Raw genomic sequence first — 16,746 nt, forward strand, 5'->3', positions numbered from 1 at the left:
GCAGGGCCTCGGGCGCCCGCCAAGGCTGCGATGACGGGGCCTGAGCGGCACCGAGAACCCCGAACTGAACGACGCGAGCGCCCTCATGCCGGTTCAGCCTTCGGAAATGGGGTTATGCGAAGTGCCCGTGTGGCACGCGAAGAAGACTTGCCGCTCATGACATGCCTCCGGACAGCTTGGGTAGCAGGTGGTCATCCCGAACAGCTCCGCGGACGCGTCCAGGTGCACTGCAGGCCCACACTAGAGGTTCCACATGAGCAGGGCCTGATCCCGATCAACTTCCATGCACCTGGACGCGCCTTGGATGCTACTTGCCGCCTGCCTTGGCTCCGGTGAGGCTGCGCATGTATTCCACCAGTGCCTTGGCATCGGCCGGCGTGAGATTGGGATTGCCGCCCTTCGCGGGCATCGCCAGCGGCGAGCCCTTCGACTGGTACCCGTTCATGATGTTGGTCACCAGTTCGGCGTCAGGCCGCGACAGGCGTCCGCTCTTGGCGAGATTCGGAACGCCGGGAATCGCGCCTTCCGCTTTTGGACCATGGCATGCGATGCAGGTGGCGTTGTAGAGCGCCTTGGGATCCGCGGCGTCGGCCGCTTGCGGGGCGAGCGCCAGCAGCGCGGCGGCGAGGAACAGGGTGCGTGTCATGTCAGTTGCTCCCTTGCAGGAAAACGGTGATGTCGCGCACCTCGCGGCCGTCGAGGCCGGCGCGCAGGCGCATGTGGGTGGTCACGACCTTCCACTGGTCGTCGCTGAGATCCTTCGGGTCTCGCATGTTGTGGCAGCGCGCGCAGTTGTCCGCCCAGGCCTTGGCGCCACGCGCGAAGGCCGCCATGTCGGGCTGTGCGGGGGGCTGTTGCTGTGGTTCCTCGCCGCCTGTGGCGACTGCGGAAAAGGACAGCATGGCCGCGAGCAGCAGCAGTGAAGATGTACGCATGTCCGCTCTCCTCAGAATCCGTAGGCCAGTTGAAGGAGCAGCCGATCGGCGCTGGCCTCGGCGTCGTCGCTGTCGTTGAACTCACAGGTGAGCTTCACCTGGCGATGCGGTCGGTAGAGATAGTTCAGGCCGATCGCGGTCTGGGTAAAGGTGGACTCACCGTGCGGGGAGTCCGAATCCCCGTACCGCAGCACCGCTTCCCATCGATCGGCGCCGAAGCGGTACACGCCCTGCGCATACCAGGCACGCCAACGCGCGCCATCGGGGGCGATGCTTGCCGCGGCTGCGCCCACCTGCTGTCTGATCCATTCTCCGCGCAGCTCCAGGGCCTTGACCGGCCGCCAGACGGCGTCCACTCCCTCGACGCGATAACTGCGCGAGGGTTCCGGTCCCATCGCCATCTCCCCCGTATCCAGCACGACGTTGCCTTTGACTGCTGAAACCCCGAGCTCCAGGTTCGGCACCGGCATCCAACCCAGGCGTCCGCCGACGACGCGTTCGCCGTCGGGATTGCGCGTGCTTCCTTCGACATCCAGGTCGAGGCCCTCCATGTCTTCCAGACCAAGTCGCGGGCCGTTGGCGTAATAGATGGCGTAGTTGATGTGCTGACCGTTGTCGAAGGTCCGGCCGCCGCGAAGCTGCACGCCGACGTCGGTCAGCGGGGCGGCGCCGCCATGTCCGAACCCGGCCGGCACCGAGGCCAGCCGGTTGATCCAGGACGGATGCAGGTTCTGGAAGAAATATCCGGCGGGACTCAGGAACTTGCCGACCACAAGGGCGGCCTGGTCGTTGATCAGCCAATTGATCGTGGCGTATTCCACCGCGGTCTCGCGCTCGCCGCCGTTGTCTCCCTCCATCTCGAACTCGGACTCGACGAAAAACCGGTCACCCAGTTGCACGTGGAGGATCGGCGCGAGGGTGTAGAGGACGGATGGGGCATCGTCGTCCTGGCTGTTCACGTACGTCACATCGGCATAGCCGGCGAAGTGGAACAGCACGGGCCGGTCGCTTCCGCCGGCTCGTACGTTCGCCGCCGACGCGGCGTCCTGTGCGCCCTGGTCCGCGGCGCCGCCCTGATCCGATACCCCCTCGTCCCGGGCTGCGGAAGCCTGCACCCCGGAGTCGTTGTCGGCAGATGCCTCGACCGCTCGAGCAGGTGCCATTGCTGCGGCCAGCGAGGCCGCGATGATCGCCGCAAGTGTGTGCATTCTCATGATGTCTCCTTTGACATGGTCTGTCGCTCATTGCGTGGCCCGGCCGGAAGGACGGGAGTGTCGGAGGCGTCTACGCCGGAGCGGGACGGGATCGACGGGATTCGCGTTCGAGATTCCTCTGCTTGAGCAGGGCGTAGATCACCGGGATCACCACCAGCGTCAGCACGGTGGAGGACACCATCCCGCCCACCATGGGCGCGGCGATGCGGCGCATCACCTCCGAGCCGGTGCCGGTGCTCCACATGATCGGCAGCAGGCCGGCCATGATCGCCACCACCGTCATCATCTTCGGCCGCACGCGTTCGACCGCGCCTTCGACGATCGCCGCCTGCAGGTCGGCGGCATCGAGCGCGCGGCCTTCGCGGCGTGCGGCCTCGGCGCGTGCCTGCAGCGCATGGTCGAGGTAGATCAGCATCCCCCCGCCGGTCCCGGCGGCGACGCCCGCCAGCGCGATGAAGCCGACCGCCACCGCCACGCTGAGGTTGTAGTCCAGCGCCCACATCAGCCAGACGCCGCCCACCAGCGCGAACGGCACCGACAGCATCACGATCAGCGATTCGGTGACGCGCCGGAAGTTGAGGTACAGCAGCAGGAAGATCAGCGCCAGCGTCACCGGCACCACGATCCGCATCTTCGCCGCGGCGCGCTGCATGTACTCGTACTGCCCGCTCCAGGTGGCGTACGTGCCGGGCGGGAACTTCACCGACTCGGCCACCGCCTGCTGCGCGGCGCGCACGTAGCGGCCGATGTCGCTCTCGCGGGTGTCGACGTAGATGTAGGCCGACAGCATCGCGTTCTCGGTGCGGATGCTGGGCGCACCCTTGCGCACCACCACCGTGGCCAGTTCGCCCAGCGGCACCTGCGCGCCGTCCATGGTCGGCACCAGCACGTTGTCGGCGATGCGCTGCGGATCGTCGCGCAGCTCGCGCGGGTAGCGCACGATCAGCCCGAAGCGCTCGCGTCCCTGCACCAGCGTGGTCACCATCTCGCCGCCCAGCGCGGCCGCCACCACGTCCTGCAGCTCGCCGGGCGTGACGCCGTACTGCGCCAGCCGCGCGCGGTCGGGTTCGACGTCGAGGTAGTAGCCGCCGGTGAGCCGCTCGGCGTAGGCGCTGGTGGTGCCCGGCACCTTGCGCACCGCCGCCTCGATCTGCCGCGCCAGCGTCTCCATCTGCGCCAGGTCGCGGCCGAACACCTTGATGCCGACCGGCGTGCGGATGCCGGTGGCCAGCATGTCGGTGCGCGCCTTGATCGGCATGGTCCAGGAGTTGGCGACGCCGGGGAAACTCAGCGCGCGGTCCATTTCGGCGATCAGTTTGTCCACCGTCATCCCCTCGCGCCATTCGGATTCGGGCTTGAGGTTGATGACGGTCTCGAACATCTCCAGCGGCGCGGGGTCGGTGGCGGTGTTGGCGCGTCCGGCCTTGCCGAACACCGATTCGACCTCGGGGAAGCTCCTGATGATGCGGTTCTGCTGTTGCAGCAGTTCCGCCGCCTTGGTCGCCGACATCGCCGGCAGCGAGGCCGGCATGTAGAGCAGGGTGCCTTCGTTGAGCGTCGGCATGAACTCGCTGCCCAGGCGCGATGCCGGCCACAGCGTGGCCAGCAGCGCGACCACCGCCAGCACGAGGGTGGCGAGCCTGTGGCGCAGCACCGCGTTGATCACCGGGCGGTAGCCGGCGATCAGCACGCGGTTCACCGGGTTCTTCGCCTCCGGCACGATCCGGCCGCGCACGAACAGCAGCATCAGCACCGGCACCAGCGTGATCGACAGCAGCGCGCCGCCGGCCATCGCGAAGGTCTTGGTGAACGCCAGCGGCCGGAACAGCCGTCCTTCCTGCGCCTCCAGCGCGAACACCGGCAGGAACGAGACGGTGATGATCATCAGGCTGAAGAACAGCGCCGGGCCGACCTCGCGGCAGGCGTCGATGATCAGTTGCGCGCGGCTGCGCGTGCCGTCGTCGCGCTCGATGTGCTTGTGCGCGTTCTCGATCATCACGATCGCCGCGTCCACCATCGCGCCGATGGCGATGGCGATGCCGCCCAGGCTCATGATGTTGCTGTTGAGTCCGAGCACGCGCATGGCGATGAACGCGATCAGCACGCCGACCGGCAGCATCACGATCGCCACCAGCGCGCTGCGGGCGTGGAACAGGAATACCAGGCAGACCAGGGCGACGATCAGGCTCTCCTCGATCAGCGTGGTGCGCAGGGTCGCAATCGCGCGCTGGATCAGCTCGGAGCGGTCGTACACCGTGCGCAGGCTGACGCCGGCGGGCAGGCCGCCGCGGATCTCGGCCAGCTTCTCCTTCAGGCCGTGGATCACCGCCAGCGCGTTTTCGCCGTAGCGCGCCACCGCGATGCCGGCGACCGTCTCGCCTTCGCCGTCGAGCTCGGCCAGGCCGCGGCGCTCGTCCGGCACCAGTTCGACGTGGGCGACGTCGCCGACGCGCACCGGCGCGCCGCCCTCCGCCTTCAGCACCAGGTTCTCGATATCCTCCACGCCACGCAGGTAGCCGCGGCCGCGCACCATGTATTCGGTCTCGGCCATCTCGACCACGCGGCCGCCGACATCGCGGTTGCTCTCGCGCACCACCTGCGACACGCGCGCCAGCGGGATGCCGTACTCGCGCAGGCGCGCCGGATCGACGGTGACCGAATACTGGCGCACGAAACCGCCGACGCTGGCGATCTCCGCCACGCCCGGCGCCTTGGCGAGCTGGTAGCGCACGTACCAGTCCTGCATCGCGCGCAGCTCGTCCAGCGAGTGGCGGTCGCTCTGCAGCACGTACTGGTAGACCCAGCCGACGCCGGTGGCATCCGGCCCGAGGCTCGGGGTGACGCCGGCCGGCAGGTTCTTCGAGGCGAAGTTGAGGTATTCGAGCACGCGCGAGCGCGCCCAGTAGAGGTCGGTGCCGTCCTCGAAGATCACGTAGACGAACGAGGCGCCGAAGAACGAGAAACCGCGCACCACCTTCGACTTCGGCACCGACAGCAGCGCGCTGGTGAGCGGGTAGGTGACCTAATCCTCGACCACCTGCGGCGCCTGCCCCGGATACTCGGTGAACACGATCACCTGCACGTCGGACAGATCCGGCTGCGCGTCCAGCGGAGTGCGCAGCAGCGCGTAGACGCCGCCGGCGATCACCGCCAGCGTCATCACCGCGATCAGGAAGACGTTGCGGACCGACCCCTCGATGATGCGGCCGAGCATGTCAGCGGTCCTCCTGGCCGTCGTGCGTGCCGTCGGTTGCCGGCGCGTGGCCGGCGTGCGGATCGGATGGCGGGGGCGGGGCGTGCCCGGCGTGCGGATCGGGCGATGCGGTCGGGGCGGGGCCCGCGTGCGGGTCGGCCGGCGCCGGCGGCGGCTGCGCGGGCGCCTGCGGCGTCGGTCGCGGCGTGGCCGGGGCCGGCTGCGTGTCCTTCTTCGTATCGACCGGTGGCATCGCCGGCCCATGTCCGGCGTGGTCCACCGCCGCGGGCGCGGTCGCCTGTGCGGCGGGTGCGGACCCACCGTGGCCGGCGTGCGCGCCCAGTCCCTGCAACGCCGCCTGCAGGTTGCTCTCGGCGTCGATCAGGAAGTTCGCCGCCACCACCACGCGTTCGCCTTCGCGCACGCCGTCCAGGATCTCGACGCGATCGCCGGCGCGCCGCCCGGTGCGCACCTCGCGCGGCTCGAACCGGCCGGGCGCGCGCTCGACCAGCACCACCTGGCGCAGTCCGCTGTCGAGCACCGCCGAGCGCGGCACGCTCAGCACCGGCGTCGGGTCGTCGCGCTCCAGCACGATCGCGCCGAACAGGCCGGGACGCAGCACGCCGTCCCGATTCGGCAGCGCCACCCGCACCTGCACCGTGCGCGTGGCGGTGTCCAGCACCGGCTGCACGAACGTCACCGTGCCGTCGAAGCGACGGCCGGGCAGGGTGGTGGATTCGAAACGCGCGGCCTGTCCGACCCGCAGCTCCGCCGCCTGCGCGGCTGGCACGTGCGCCACCGCCCACACCGTGGACAGGTCCGCCAGCCGCAGCACGGTCTCGCCCGGCTCGAAGCGCGCGCCCTGCACGACCGGCTTCTCGATCACCACCGCGTCCGCCGGCGAGGTCAGCACGAAGCCGCCGTCGCCCTGTCCGAGCTGGCGCGGGGCGATCTGCCAGTTGCGCAGGCGGGCCACCGCCGCATCGCGCAGGCGCGTCATCGAGGCGGCGCTGACCGGATCGCTCTGCGCGAGCTTGCGCGCCGCCGCATCGGCGACGCGGTACTCCTGCTGCGCCGCCATCAGCTCCGGGCTGTACACGCGCATCAGCGGCTGGCCGCGGCGCACGCGCATGCCGGTCTGGTCGGCGTACAGGCGCTCGATCCAGCCTTCGAAACGCGGTGCGATCGCGTACTGCCGGGTCTCGTCGATCTCCAGCGTGGCGCTGGCGCGAATGCCTGCGGCCAGCGGCGCGCGTTCCACCACCGCCGTGCGCACACCGAGCGTCTGCACCTTCTCCGGCGTCAGCACGACGGTGCCGGGCGCGGTGGCCTCCTCGCCTTCGTAGACGGGGATGTAGTCCATTCCCATCGGGTCCTTCTTCGGCACCGGCGAGGTGTCCGGCAGGCCCATCGGGTTGCGGTAGTAGAGAACCTTGCGCGTGGGGCGGCCGGTGTCGGCCTGCGCCGGCGCGGCGGCCTGCTCGCGCGAGGCGCGGCCGGCGAGCCAGCCGACGGCGAGCGCCGCGGCGGCCACGGACAGGGCGAGGACCAGGGTCCGGAAGCGGGTCATCGGGTGTCTCCTTCGAGGGCGCGCACGGCGGCGGCGCCCAGCAGTTCGTCGCGCAGGGCATCCACGCGGGCGAGGTCGGCGCCTTGCCAGGCGTCCAGTGCTTCCAGCAGCGTGCCGAAATCGACTTCGCCCACCTGGTAGCTCGCCAGCGCGGAGCGGAAGTTGGCGTCGGCCTGCGGCAGCAGCGTGTTCTCGATCAGCTCGCGACGTTCGCGTGCGCTGGTCCATTGCGACCAGGCGGAGGCGCCGCGTTCCTCCACGGCCCGCAGCGTGGCGTCCCTGCGGGCGAGCGCTGCTTCTTCGAGCAGGCGCGATTCGCGCTCGCGTTCGCGGCGGGCGCGCTGCTGGAACGGGATCTCGACCTCGAGCATCAGTTCGGTGCTCTCGATACCGTTGCCGAGCTGCATCGCGCCCACGCCCACGGTGATGTCGGGAAACCGGTTGCGACGCTCCAGCACCACGTTCGTACGGGCGGCCTCGGCGCGGGCCTGCTGCGACCGTACCGCCGGATGCGCATCAGCGCCGTCCAGCGCCTCGGCGAGCGAGGCGCTGCGAACGAACAGTCGCGGCGCCTCATCAGGGGTCGCCAGCGGCGCGTCGGCGCGGCGGCCCAGCACCGCGTTCAACGTGGCGGCGGCCTCCTGCTTGACGGCGAGGCGTTCGATCCGCTCGCGCTGTAGGCTGGTCTGCTCGACCTGGGCGCGGATGGCATCCTGCTGCGCCGCGCGACCCAGGGCGTAGCGCACGCCGGCTATTTCCTCGACCTGGCGGAGCAGGGCGATGCGGCGGTCGAGCACCGCCACCGCCTGGTCGGCGTGCCAGTAGCGGACGTAGGCGGCTTCGGCCTCGGCGAGCAGCGTGCGCGCGGTGGCTTCGCGCTCCAGCCGCATCGCCTCGGCCTCATGGGTGGCGACCTCGCGGGCCAGCGAACGCTTGCCCCAGAGCGGGAAGCGCTGGCGCAGCGCGTAGTTCACCTCGCGCTCGGCACCGGCGGTGCGCCAGGGCTTGTCCGGATCGAGGCCGCGGAATCCAACCGAGGCCATCGGATCGGGCAGGGCACCTGCGGGAAGGATCCTCGCTTCGGCGGCCTGGGTTTCGAAGTCCATGGCCCGCAGCTCGGGGTTGTGTTCCAGAACCCAGGTGCGGATCGACTCGAGGCTGTGCCCCGGGATGGGTTCGGTGGCGGTCGCGGGCAGCGCCAGCGTCCACAAGCCGCCGGCGAACACGCAGGCAAGCAGGTGCCGGAGCAGTGGCCGACGGCGGAACAGCGGGTAAGGGTGCAGGCGCCTGGCCTGCATCGGGTCGAACAGGGATGCCATATCAGTGTCCTTGGGCCGACGCGACGCAGGTCGCTCGGACGAGGGCAGGAACACATGCCGTGACGCAGCCACGGCGCGAACGCACAGGACCGCGCCGCACAGAGGTGCGGAGCAGTCAGCGTCCGGGCATCAGATCAGCAGGAGCGCCGCGGGATGGGCGGTAGGTCGGTGCCAGGCGGGCCTGGGTGGCGAATCCACCCATGTGGACGTGACGCCCCGCGCACCATCCCCGATCTCGGCGACTGCGAACCAGGAGAGCCATGCTCCGACAAGGAGCGGCGGAATCGAAGGGATGCGCCCACTGTCCGCCGAGATGTCACCCGCGGTGCAGTGCGCGTCGCACAGTGCCTTGCTCGCCGAGGGGAGCTCGGCATCGCAGCCGTGGCCATGGTCGTGTCGGGTGTCGGTGGCGGCAGCGACAAACGCCGCCGGCGTGCCTGGGAGATCCAGGCACTCGCCGTGGCCTGCCAGCGCGAACTGGGACCAGAGCAGCGCCGCCATCGCGAGGAGGGCGGTGCGCTGGAACCAATTCCGATGGCGGATGCGGATCATGACCTGAGCTTATCTCTTACCAGGACCGATGCAATTGACTCAAGTCAATCCCTGGCGAGGCCCAAGGTACGGTCCCGCACGGGTGCCGTCGGCGAGGGCGGTACGGCGGCCGACTTGGCCAGGCGAAGTGCATTGGCCACCACCGATACCGAACTCAAGCTCATTGCCAGCGCCGCGACCATCGGACTCAGCAGGATCCCGAACGCGGGGTAGAGCACCCCGGCCGCGACCGGCACCCCAAGCGCGTTGTACAGGAACGCGAAGGTGAGGTTCTGCTTCATGTTGGCCACGGTGGCCTGGGAGATCTTGCGGGCGCGCAGGATGCCGCGCAGGTCGCCCTTGACCAGGGTGATCTGGGCGCTGGACATCGCGACGTCGGTGCCCGTGCCCATGGCGATGCCGACGTCGGCGGCGGCCAGCGCGGGAGCATCGTTGATGCCGTCGCCGGCCATCGCCACCCGCCGGCCTTCGCCCTTGAGGCGCTGCACCAGTTCGGCCTTGTCCTCGGGGCGGACCTCGCCATGCACTTCGTCCAGGCCTAGCTCGGTGGCTACGGCCCGTGCGGTGGTGAGCCCGTCACCGGTGGCCATGATGATGCGCAGCCCGGCGGCGTGCAGCTCATTGATGGCGGTCGCGGCCGACGCCTTGATCGGGTCTGCGACCGCGATCAGACCCGCCAAGCGACCGTCCACGGCGAGGAACATGACGCTAGCACCCTCGCGGCGCAGACGCTCGGCGACGTCGAGATGCGCACCGGGATCGGCGCCCATATCATCCATGAGTGCGGTATTGCCCAACGCAAGCGCGTGACCCGCTACGGTTCCGCGCACACCCATGCCGGTCACCGAGTCGAAGTCCTCCACGCGGTCGAACTCGAAGTTCCGGCGTCGGGCCTCGGCCACGATGGCATCGGCCAGCGGATGCTCGCTGCCCTGGTCCAGGCTGGCCGCCAGGCGCAGCACCTGGTCGGCGTCGAAGCCCTCGAAGGCCACGACTTCCTTGAAGGCCGGGCGCCCTTCGGTGAGCGTGCCGGTCTTGTCGACGATCAGGGTGTCGATGCGGCGCATATGCTCGATGGCTTCGGCATCGCGGAACAGCACGCCCACCTGCGCCGCCTTGCCCGTAGCGACCATGATCGACATCGGCGTCGCCAGGCCCAGCGCGCAGGGGCAGGCGATGATCAGCACCGAGACCGCGTTCAGGATGGCAAAGGTCCAGGCCGGGTCCGGGCCGAAGAAGCCCCAGATGAAGAAGGTGGCCACCGCGATCGCCAGCACTGCGAGCACGAACCAGTAGGCGACGGTATCAGCCATCCGCTGCATCGGCGCGCGGGAGCGCTGCGCCTGCGCGACCAGCTGCACGATCTGCGACAGCACCGTATCGGAACCCACCTTGGCGGCGCGGATCACCAGTGCGCCAGTGCCGTTCTGGGTCCCGCCGATGACCTGGTCGCCCGCGGTCTTCTCGACCGGGATCGGCTCGCCGGTGAGCATCGATTCGTCGACGCTGGAGCGGCCCTCGACCACTTCGCCATCCACCGGCACCTTCTCGCCAGGACGCACGCGCAGGTGATCGCCGACATGCACGTGGGTCAGCGGAATGTCTTCCTCGGTACCGTCGGGGTTGCCCCGCCGTGCTTCCTTGGGCGCGAGACCGAGCAGGCCCTTGATCGCCGCGGAGGTGTTCGAACGTGCCCGCAGCTCCAGCATCTGGCCCAGGAGCGTCAACGATACGATTACCGCTGCCGCCTCGTAATACACACCGACGCGCCCGTGCTCGGTAAACGACGGCGGGAACAAGCCGGGTGCCAGCGTGGCGACCAGGCTGTAGCCAAAGGCGGCCGCAACGCCAATCCCGATGAGGGTGAACATGTTCGGGCTGCGGTTGCGGATCGACTGCACGCAGCGCTCGAAGAACGGCCAGCCGGCCCACAGCACGACCGGTGTGGTCAGGACCAGCTCGACCCAGGTTTGCAGGTCGATCGACAGCGGCAGGATCTGCACGCCGCCCAGCACGATACGCGGGAGGTACTGGCCGAACATGGCCAGCACGAGCGTCACCACCGTCAGCGGAAGCGTCCACCAGAAGCGCCGACTGAAGTCGACGAGCTCCGGGTTCTCCTCGTCGTCAAGCCCGGGCATCTCCGGTTCCAGAGCCATGCCGCAGAGCGGGCAGGTACCGGGGTGGTCCTGGCGGACTTCGGGATGCATCGGGCAGATGTACATGGCGCCCGGAACCGCGGCCGCGGGCTCGATCGGCCCAGGTGCGAGGTACTTCCCGGGGTCGGCAACGAACTTCGTGCGGCAACCGGCCGAGCAGAAGTGGTACGTCGTGCCGGCGTTTACGGCGTGGTGGGGCGAGGTCTTCGGATCGACGTTCATGCCGCAGACCGGATCCTTCACCGTTCCGGGAGGCGCGGAGGGCGGACCGCCTTCAGGCGCGTGCCCGGCAGTGCTGCCGCCATGTCCGTGTGCCTGCTGATGTGTGTGCGTGTTCATGCGTCTTCCTTCGACAAGGCACCCAGGATCGGGCAGTCCTGGATGCCGCCGTGACCCGGGCAGGCAGTGACCAGTTGGCGTAGCCCATCGCGAATGCGTGTGAGTTCATCCAGCTTGCGCTCGACGTCGGCGAGGCGTGCCGCCGCCGACGCGCGCACCGCCGCCATGTCCTCGCCAGACCGCCCGGAGAGCTGCAGCAGCTCGCTGATCTCGCGCAGCGTGAAGCCGAGCGCCTTGGCGCGACGCACGAAATGCAGGCGCGCCACGTCGGCGTCGCCGTAGGATCGATATCCCGAATTGCGACGGGCAGGGGCGGGCAGGATGCCGTGGCTCTCGTAGTAGCGGATCGTGTCGATGGGCACGTGTGTCCGCTTGGCGAGTTGACCTATCTGCATGGTGGGCGCTCCGCTAGACCAGATTCCGAGTGTGTGCCCTTGACCATGGTCCAGAGTCAAGTGGTGGTGGCCCTCGCGCTGATGCCCGTTGCCTTCGGTGCCAGCCTCGAGCTGCCGTATGGATTGCAACCGCTACACAGGACTGAGCGTCCCGAGCACTGAAACAACAACCAGGATCAAGATGGCCAGCGCGGCCTCAGCCGTAACACTCTGCCGCAAAGCCCGCACCTCCTGCGCGGGATCTCCGCTGGTCAGCGCCCGTCCCAGGCGCGGCACCAGCGTCCATCGGTGCAGCGCCCCTAGGCCCAGCATTCCGCCGAACAGAGCCAGTTTGAACAGCAGCAACTTCCCGTAGGTGCTCTGAAACAGAGCCGACAACGACCACGCGGTGAGATCCCCGTAGTGCACGATGCCGGACACGACGAGCGCAGCAACGAAAATCGTTCCCAGCGTCGAAAATCCATGCAGAAAGTCATGCGTTGATCGCAGACGCCCGCTGCCGGAGGCCTCCTTGCCGCGCAGGAGCATCCCCAGGAACATCAGGACCGCTGCGATCCAGCCGCCTGCCGCAAGAAGATGGACAAGGCCCGCAGCAAGCCGGACCGCGCCTGCCACGCCCTCACCAGCGGCCGCGTGGCCGTTCCATGCCAGAGAAGCGAGTGCGCCGCCCGCCAGCGTCACCGCCAGCGGGAAGGCGGGCTCCACCTTCCCGCGGCGACGATGCCATCCAAGCACAAACATCAGGGCGAGCAGCAGCGCGCCTCTCGCCATCGCTGCCCGGCCCACGGACGTCTCGAGCAGATACCAGCCAAGCGATGCGCGATCAACGTCGGCAAGCGGCATCCCCATGATGCCCGCGGTCTTGAAGACCACATCGGCGCCGGTGAGCACGATACCGACAGCGGCACTTGCCAATAGAATGCCCATAAGTGGCCATCCGGCCAGGGCATCGGTGAGTGCCGCTCGACGCGAACCGTACCACCCGAGCAATGGGACCCCGAAAAGCACCATGAGGACTAGGTATTCCAGGAACCTCACTGCATAAGCCGACAGGTCGAGCATTTGTGGCTCCTCAGCGCACCGTGAAGCTGAAACTGCCCGTCATGGGGTGGTTGTCGCCACCGACTGCGCGGTATTCCACGGTATAGACGCCCGGAGCCAGCGGCTGGGGCAACTTGGCACGCAGGGTCTTGCCGTTGTTGACGATCTCGGTCGTGAAATTCTCGATCGGCATGGTGGAACTGCCGTGCTTCATGAGCAACTTGAGACGCGACGCCCGCGGAATCAATGTTTCGTTGAATACGAGATCGATCTGGTCTGGCGAGGCCACCACCGCATTTGCCGCCGGTGTGGACTGCTGCAGCGCGGCGTGGGCGTGCGCGATCTGCAGGGAGAACTGCCCAGCCGCAATCGCGAGGACGAGCGCGAAGGAGCGAAGGACGTTTGATGATTTCATAGGGATAAATCCTCATTGCGAATGTGATGCTAAGCCCCGTTGGGGGCCGTGCTGTGTTGGACCCGACATGCGTTGGATGTCGGGCTGTCACCGAAAACACGGTTGGTCGGCTTTTGATATTTGAGATGAGGATCCCGCCTGCTCAGGCGGGATCCTCGACGCGTCAAGCCGCCATGGCGCTGCAGCTTTCCGCGCAACGGCGACAAACTTCGGCGCAGCGCGCCATCTCCGGGTCGTTCATGGCGTCGCATGCATCGGCGCACTGGCGGCAGACCTCCGCGCAGGCACCGCAAACCACGTCGTGAACGCTGGCACCGCGCAGCATCGCGTCGGCACTGGTTGCGCAGATATCGGCACACGTCGCAAGGAGTGCGATGTGCTCCGGGGCCGCGTGGGCACCTCCTTTGGTCAGGCAATAGTTGATGGTCTCCAGGCAGATCTCATGACACTGCGTGCAGTTGTCGATGCACTCGTTCATGGCCTGGGACCGGTGTGCCGCGGAATGGTGGGTCATGTGGTTCTCCTTCTTCCTCGCGGACGAGAATCGGCGCGCCCGCAACACCGCCCCCTGTTCCTGCACCGGATCAGTGCTGTGCGAACGGTTCAGTGGTTCCGTCGTGACGGACCAGCTCGACCGTGTACGGCTGTTGTCGCCCGGCAGGGACCTCCATGCCCGGCGAGCCGAGCGGCATTCCCGGCAGGACCAGGCCGCGTGCGTCCGGCTTTTCTTCGAGGAGGCGCTTGATGTCCTCGGCCGGAACGTGGCCTTCGATGAGGTATCCGCCGATCTCGGCCGTGTGGCAGGAGCCCTTTGCATAGGGGACACCCAGGCGCTCCTTGACCGGACCCAGGTCATCCATGTCGTGCACATCCACGGTGAAGCCCGCCTTCTGCACGTGGTCGACCCAGCTACCGCAACACCCGCAGGTCGGAGTCTTGTGGACGGTCATGCGTGGCAGGGCAGCGGGAGTGGCGTCGGCTGTTTCAGAGACGACCTGTGCAGCGGGTGCGATGGTGGATTGCGCGGGTGTATCCGCCTGGGTGCAGGCACCCAGGCCGGCGACCGCAAAAGCCGCCCACGCCAGTCGGTTCAATCTGCAGGCTTTCATTTCCGGTTCTCCGCTCAGCGCCTGGTCCGCGAGGACCAGTGGATGTGGACGATCCGCCAGCCGTCGGCGGTCTGCTTCAGCACCATCGTTTCGGTGCTCTGGACGGTCAGTGGCTGGCCGTCCTGCTGGGCGTGCAGCTCGCTTTCGGTTCCGACCCACGCGAACTCGCCAGCGGTTCGTGCACGCTGACGGAGCAGCTGGCGATGGGCGCCCTTGAGGAACGCCGCATCGCTGACTGCGTGATGGCCCATGTATTCCTCGCGGCTGCGTTCTGCACCTCCGGACTCGAGGATGAGAACGTCGGCAGCGAGCAGGGCTTCGACCGTGGCCAGGTCGCCGCTGGACAGGGCGGCGTTGAAGCGCTCCGCCACGTCGACGGCAGCCTTCGCGGCGGCCGGCACGTCTACGTCCGCCGCTGCCGCAGCAGCGGGGTGATGTGCATGCGACGGTGTCGCCTGCGCCATTGCGGGGGACACGACGGCCAGTGCCAGCGCCAGGGTGAAGGAGATTGCTGTTGCGTTCATCGCGCGGGCTCCAAGGAGATCAATGGGTGTGTGCATGGCCGTCACCGGCCTCGGGCGTGCGTGGTGCAGGGTGCGACTCCACCTTGCCGTCGGGATGGCGGTGGTCCACCAAGCCGACTTCCGTGTCGCCGGGTGATGGGCCGTGGTGATCATCGGCCACACCCAGCGGGTGCGCATGCGGCATGGAGTTGTTGCCCGGCTCGGAGGGGGCAACGGGGTCCTCGGCCGTTTCGTCGTCATGGTGGCCTTGCGTCTCGCCGCCGCCATGCGAATGGCCTTCGCTGCTGTCGACCAGCTCCTTGTACGCAGTCGCGTCGAGCGTAGGCAGCACCTGCAGGAACGCGGCCATGTTCCAGATGTACTCGTCGCTCATGTTCTTGCCCCAGGCGGGCATGCCGCTGGCCTTGATCCCGTGCTTGATCACCCAGAACGCTTTGGCCACGTCGACCTTGTGCTTACTGAGGTCCGGCGGCGTGGGATACAGGCCCTGGCTCAACTCGGTTTCGGCCATCGACGGGGCCAGGTGGCACCCGGCGCACATCGCTGCGTAGTTGCCCGCGCCCTGCACGATTCTCGCTGGATCGTCCAGGCCCGGCGGGACGTCCAACCTTCCGCACGCGCCAGGATGGAGCGCTCGCGTGCGGTTTCGAGCAGGAAATGCACGGGCTTCGTGTGCATGTCATCGGCGGCGACGTTGTACACGCCGCCCCAGATGAAGCCCGCCGTACCGGCCACGACAACCAGCGGAACCCCGATCAGCCAGAGACGCTTGCGAGTCTTCGGTTGCATACGAGTACTCCGGTCAGAACCAGATCCTCACGCCCGCCACGATACGGGTGTCGTCGACATCACCGGACTCCGCGCGACGGAAGTCTGCGGTTCCGCCGTAGGCACGCTCCCAGACGACGCCGACATAGGGAGCGAACTGCCGATGGAACTCGTAGCGCAGGCGGAAACCGGCTTCGACCTTGCTCAGTCCGCTGCCGATTCCAACCGCCGGATCGTCCTTGCTCCAGGCTTCGCCCTCGATCAGCCACTGGCCGATCAACCGGTTGGTGAACAGCATTTCGTATTCGGCTTCCGCCCCAAGCCCGACCTGGCCGGACTCGCCCACGTAGGCGGTCGCTTCGACTTCGAACTTGTACGGGGCAAGACCAATGACACCAAGCGCGGCATAGGTGCGCGATGGACCGCCGTCGAAACCGAAGTCATGGCGGACACCGGCGACCGCGTCCCACCAGGGGGCGATGGCCCGACCGTACAGGACTTCCACATCCGCCGACTCGGTGGATCCGCCCGCACGCTCGCCCTCGCTGCGGAGCCAGAGCCGGTTCAAGTCGGAGCCGACCCAGGCTTTCGCTTCCCAGGCCATGCCGGTGCCGTCCTCATCCGCGTCCCAGGCCTCAAGCCGGTCAAGCGACCAGTAGGAGTTGATCGATTCGCCGTGCATTACGTGCGCATCGAGGTCCGGGAACGCCGCGGCCCGATCGGCCGGCGTGACGACAGGAATAGGCTCGTGTGCTTCGGCCGTGGCCGGGAGATCCTGGCTGGCAACTGCCTGGTGGCCCATGGAAGCGTGGTCCATGCCCGAGTGGTCCATGTTCGATCCATCCATTCCAGAGTGATCCATCGAGGAATGGTCCATCGTGGAGTGATCGCTGCCGGCAGGGTCCGCCGCCCCCTGTTTCATGGCGCCGTGGTCCATGTTTCCGTGGTCCATGTTTCCGTGGTCCATGGATCCGTGATCCTGCGTTCCATGTTCCATCGGTTCCGCCGGTGGCTTTGACGGGGTTGCGTGGTGCGCATGGTCGCTGGGGCGTGGGTCAACCGGCTTGGCCTGCGACTGTGCGGCAGTCGGCTTCGCTGCCGGATGGTGCGAGGCGTGGTCCGTCTCCTGCGCCCACGCCGGCGCGAAAGCAGCTGCGAGAGACAGTGCGGAGGCAAGGCCGATGGCCAGGGGGTGGCGGCGCGAAAGTGTCAT

Annotated in this window: 15 protein-coding genes and 1 pseudogene; all 16 read right to left on the reverse strand. The window is 68.1% G+C overall.

Annotated elements, in window-relative coordinates; translation table 11 throughout:
• Positions 1–307 precede the first annotated feature (307 nt).
• Positions 308–646: a c-type cytochrome gene (locus CR938_RS04885; protein ID WP_162123928.1), complete on the reverse strand. Its 339-nt coding sequence runs from the start codon at positions 644–646 to the stop codon at positions 308–310.
• Between the two features lies 1 nt (position 647).
• A complete protein-coding gene (locus CR938_RS04890) occupies positions 648–935 on the reverse strand; it encodes a cytochrome c (protein ID WP_162123929.1) in 288 nt (95 codons plus the stop codon).
• A gap of 11 nt (positions 936–946) precedes the next feature.
• The gene (locus tag CR938_RS04895) at positions 947–2,149 is read right to left on the reverse strand and encodes a hypothetical protein (protein WP_162123930.1); all 1,203 of its coding nucleotides are present in this window, start codon (positions 2,147–2,149) and stop codon (positions 947–949) included.
• A 70-nt stretch (positions 2,150–2,219) separates the two neighbouring features.
• Positions 2,220–5,363: pseudogene (locus CR938_RS04900) on the reverse strand (efflux RND transporter permease subunit).
• A 1-nt stretch (position 5,364) separates the two neighbouring features.
• Entirely contained in the window at positions 5,365–6,912 is a 1,548-nt protein-coding gene (locus tag CR938_RS04905) for an efflux RND transporter periplasmic adaptor subunit (RefSeq protein WP_162123931.1), read from the reverse strand.
• Positions 6,909–8,231, reverse strand: a complete 1,323-nt coding sequence (locus CR938_RS04910) for a TolC family protein (protein WP_246190978.1) — start codon at positions 8,229–8,231, stop codon at positions 6,909–6,911. Before CR938_RS04910 ends, CR938_RS04905 begins: the two co-directional genes overlap by 4 nt.
• A 129-nt stretch (positions 8,232–8,360) precedes the next feature.
• A complete protein-coding gene (locus CR938_RS04915) occupies positions 8,361–8,783 on the reverse strand; it encodes a hypothetical protein (RefSeq protein ID WP_162123932.1) in 423 nt (140 codons plus the stop codon).
• A 44-nt stretch (positions 8,784–8,827) separates the two neighbouring features.
• Positions 8,828–11,281, reverse strand: a complete 2,454-nt coding sequence (locus CR938_RS04920; RefSeq protein WP_281350226.1) for a heavy metal translocating P-type ATPase — start codon at positions 11,279–11,281, stop codon at positions 8,828–8,830.
• Entirely contained in the window at positions 11,278–11,676 is a 399-nt protein-coding gene (locus CR938_RS04925; RefSeq protein WP_024889948.1) for a heavy metal-responsive transcriptional regulator, read from the reverse strand. The genes CR938_RS04920 and CR938_RS04925 overlap by 4 nt, the downstream gene beginning before the upstream one ends.
• 132 nt (positions 11,677–11,808) lie before the next feature.
• Positions 11,809–12,738: a copper homeostasis membrane protein CopD gene (gene copD / locus CR938_RS04930; RefSeq protein WP_162123933.1), complete on the reverse strand. Its 930-nt coding sequence runs from the start codon at positions 12,736–12,738 to the stop codon at positions 11,809–11,811.
• 10 nt (positions 12,739–12,748) lie between these two features.
• Positions 12,749–13,132: a copper homeostasis periplasmic binding protein CopC gene (gene copC, locus CR938_RS04935; protein WP_024889950.1), complete on the reverse strand. Its 384-nt coding sequence runs from the start codon at positions 13,130–13,132 to the stop codon at positions 12,749–12,751.
• 163 nt (positions 13,133–13,295) lie between these two features.
• Entirely contained in the window at positions 13,296–13,646 is a 351-nt protein-coding gene (locus tag CR938_RS04940; RefSeq protein ID WP_024889951.1) for a four-helix bundle copper-binding protein, read from the reverse strand.
• A gap of 70 nt (positions 13,647–13,716) precedes the next feature.
• Positions 13,717–14,241: a DUF411 domain-containing protein gene (locus CR938_RS04945; RefSeq protein WP_246190979.1), complete on the reverse strand. Its 525-nt coding sequence runs from the start codon at positions 14,239–14,241 to the stop codon at positions 13,717–13,719.
• A gap of 14 nt (positions 14,242–14,255) precedes the next feature.
• The gene (locus tag CR938_RS04950; protein ID WP_246190980.1) at positions 14,256–14,801 is read right to left on the reverse strand and encodes a nuclear transport factor 2 family protein; all 546 of its coding nucleotides are present in this window, start codon (positions 14,799–14,801) and stop codon (positions 14,256–14,258) included.
• Positions 14,785–15,276 carry a c-type cytochrome gene (locus CR938_RS04955; RefSeq protein ID WP_343038570.1) on the reverse strand — a complete coding sequence of 164 codons (492 nt, stop codon included), beginning with the start codon at positions 15,274–15,276 and terminating at the stop codon, positions 14,785–14,787. Before CR938_RS04955 ends, CR938_RS04950 begins: the two co-directional genes overlap by 17 nt.
• A 291-nt stretch (positions 15,277–15,567) precedes the next feature.
• The gene (locus tag CR938_RS04960) at positions 15,568–16,746 is read right to left on the reverse strand and encodes a copper resistance protein B (RefSeq protein ID WP_162123934.1); all 1,179 of its coding nucleotides are present in this window, start codon (positions 16,744–16,746) and stop codon (positions 15,568–15,570) included.

It is taken from the genome of Pseudoxanthomonas taiwanensis, assembly GCF_010093135.1.
GTDB classification, from domain to species: Bacteria; Pseudomonadota; Gammaproteobacteria; order Xanthomonadales; family Xanthomonadaceae; genus Pseudoxanthomonas; species Pseudoxanthomonas taiwanensis.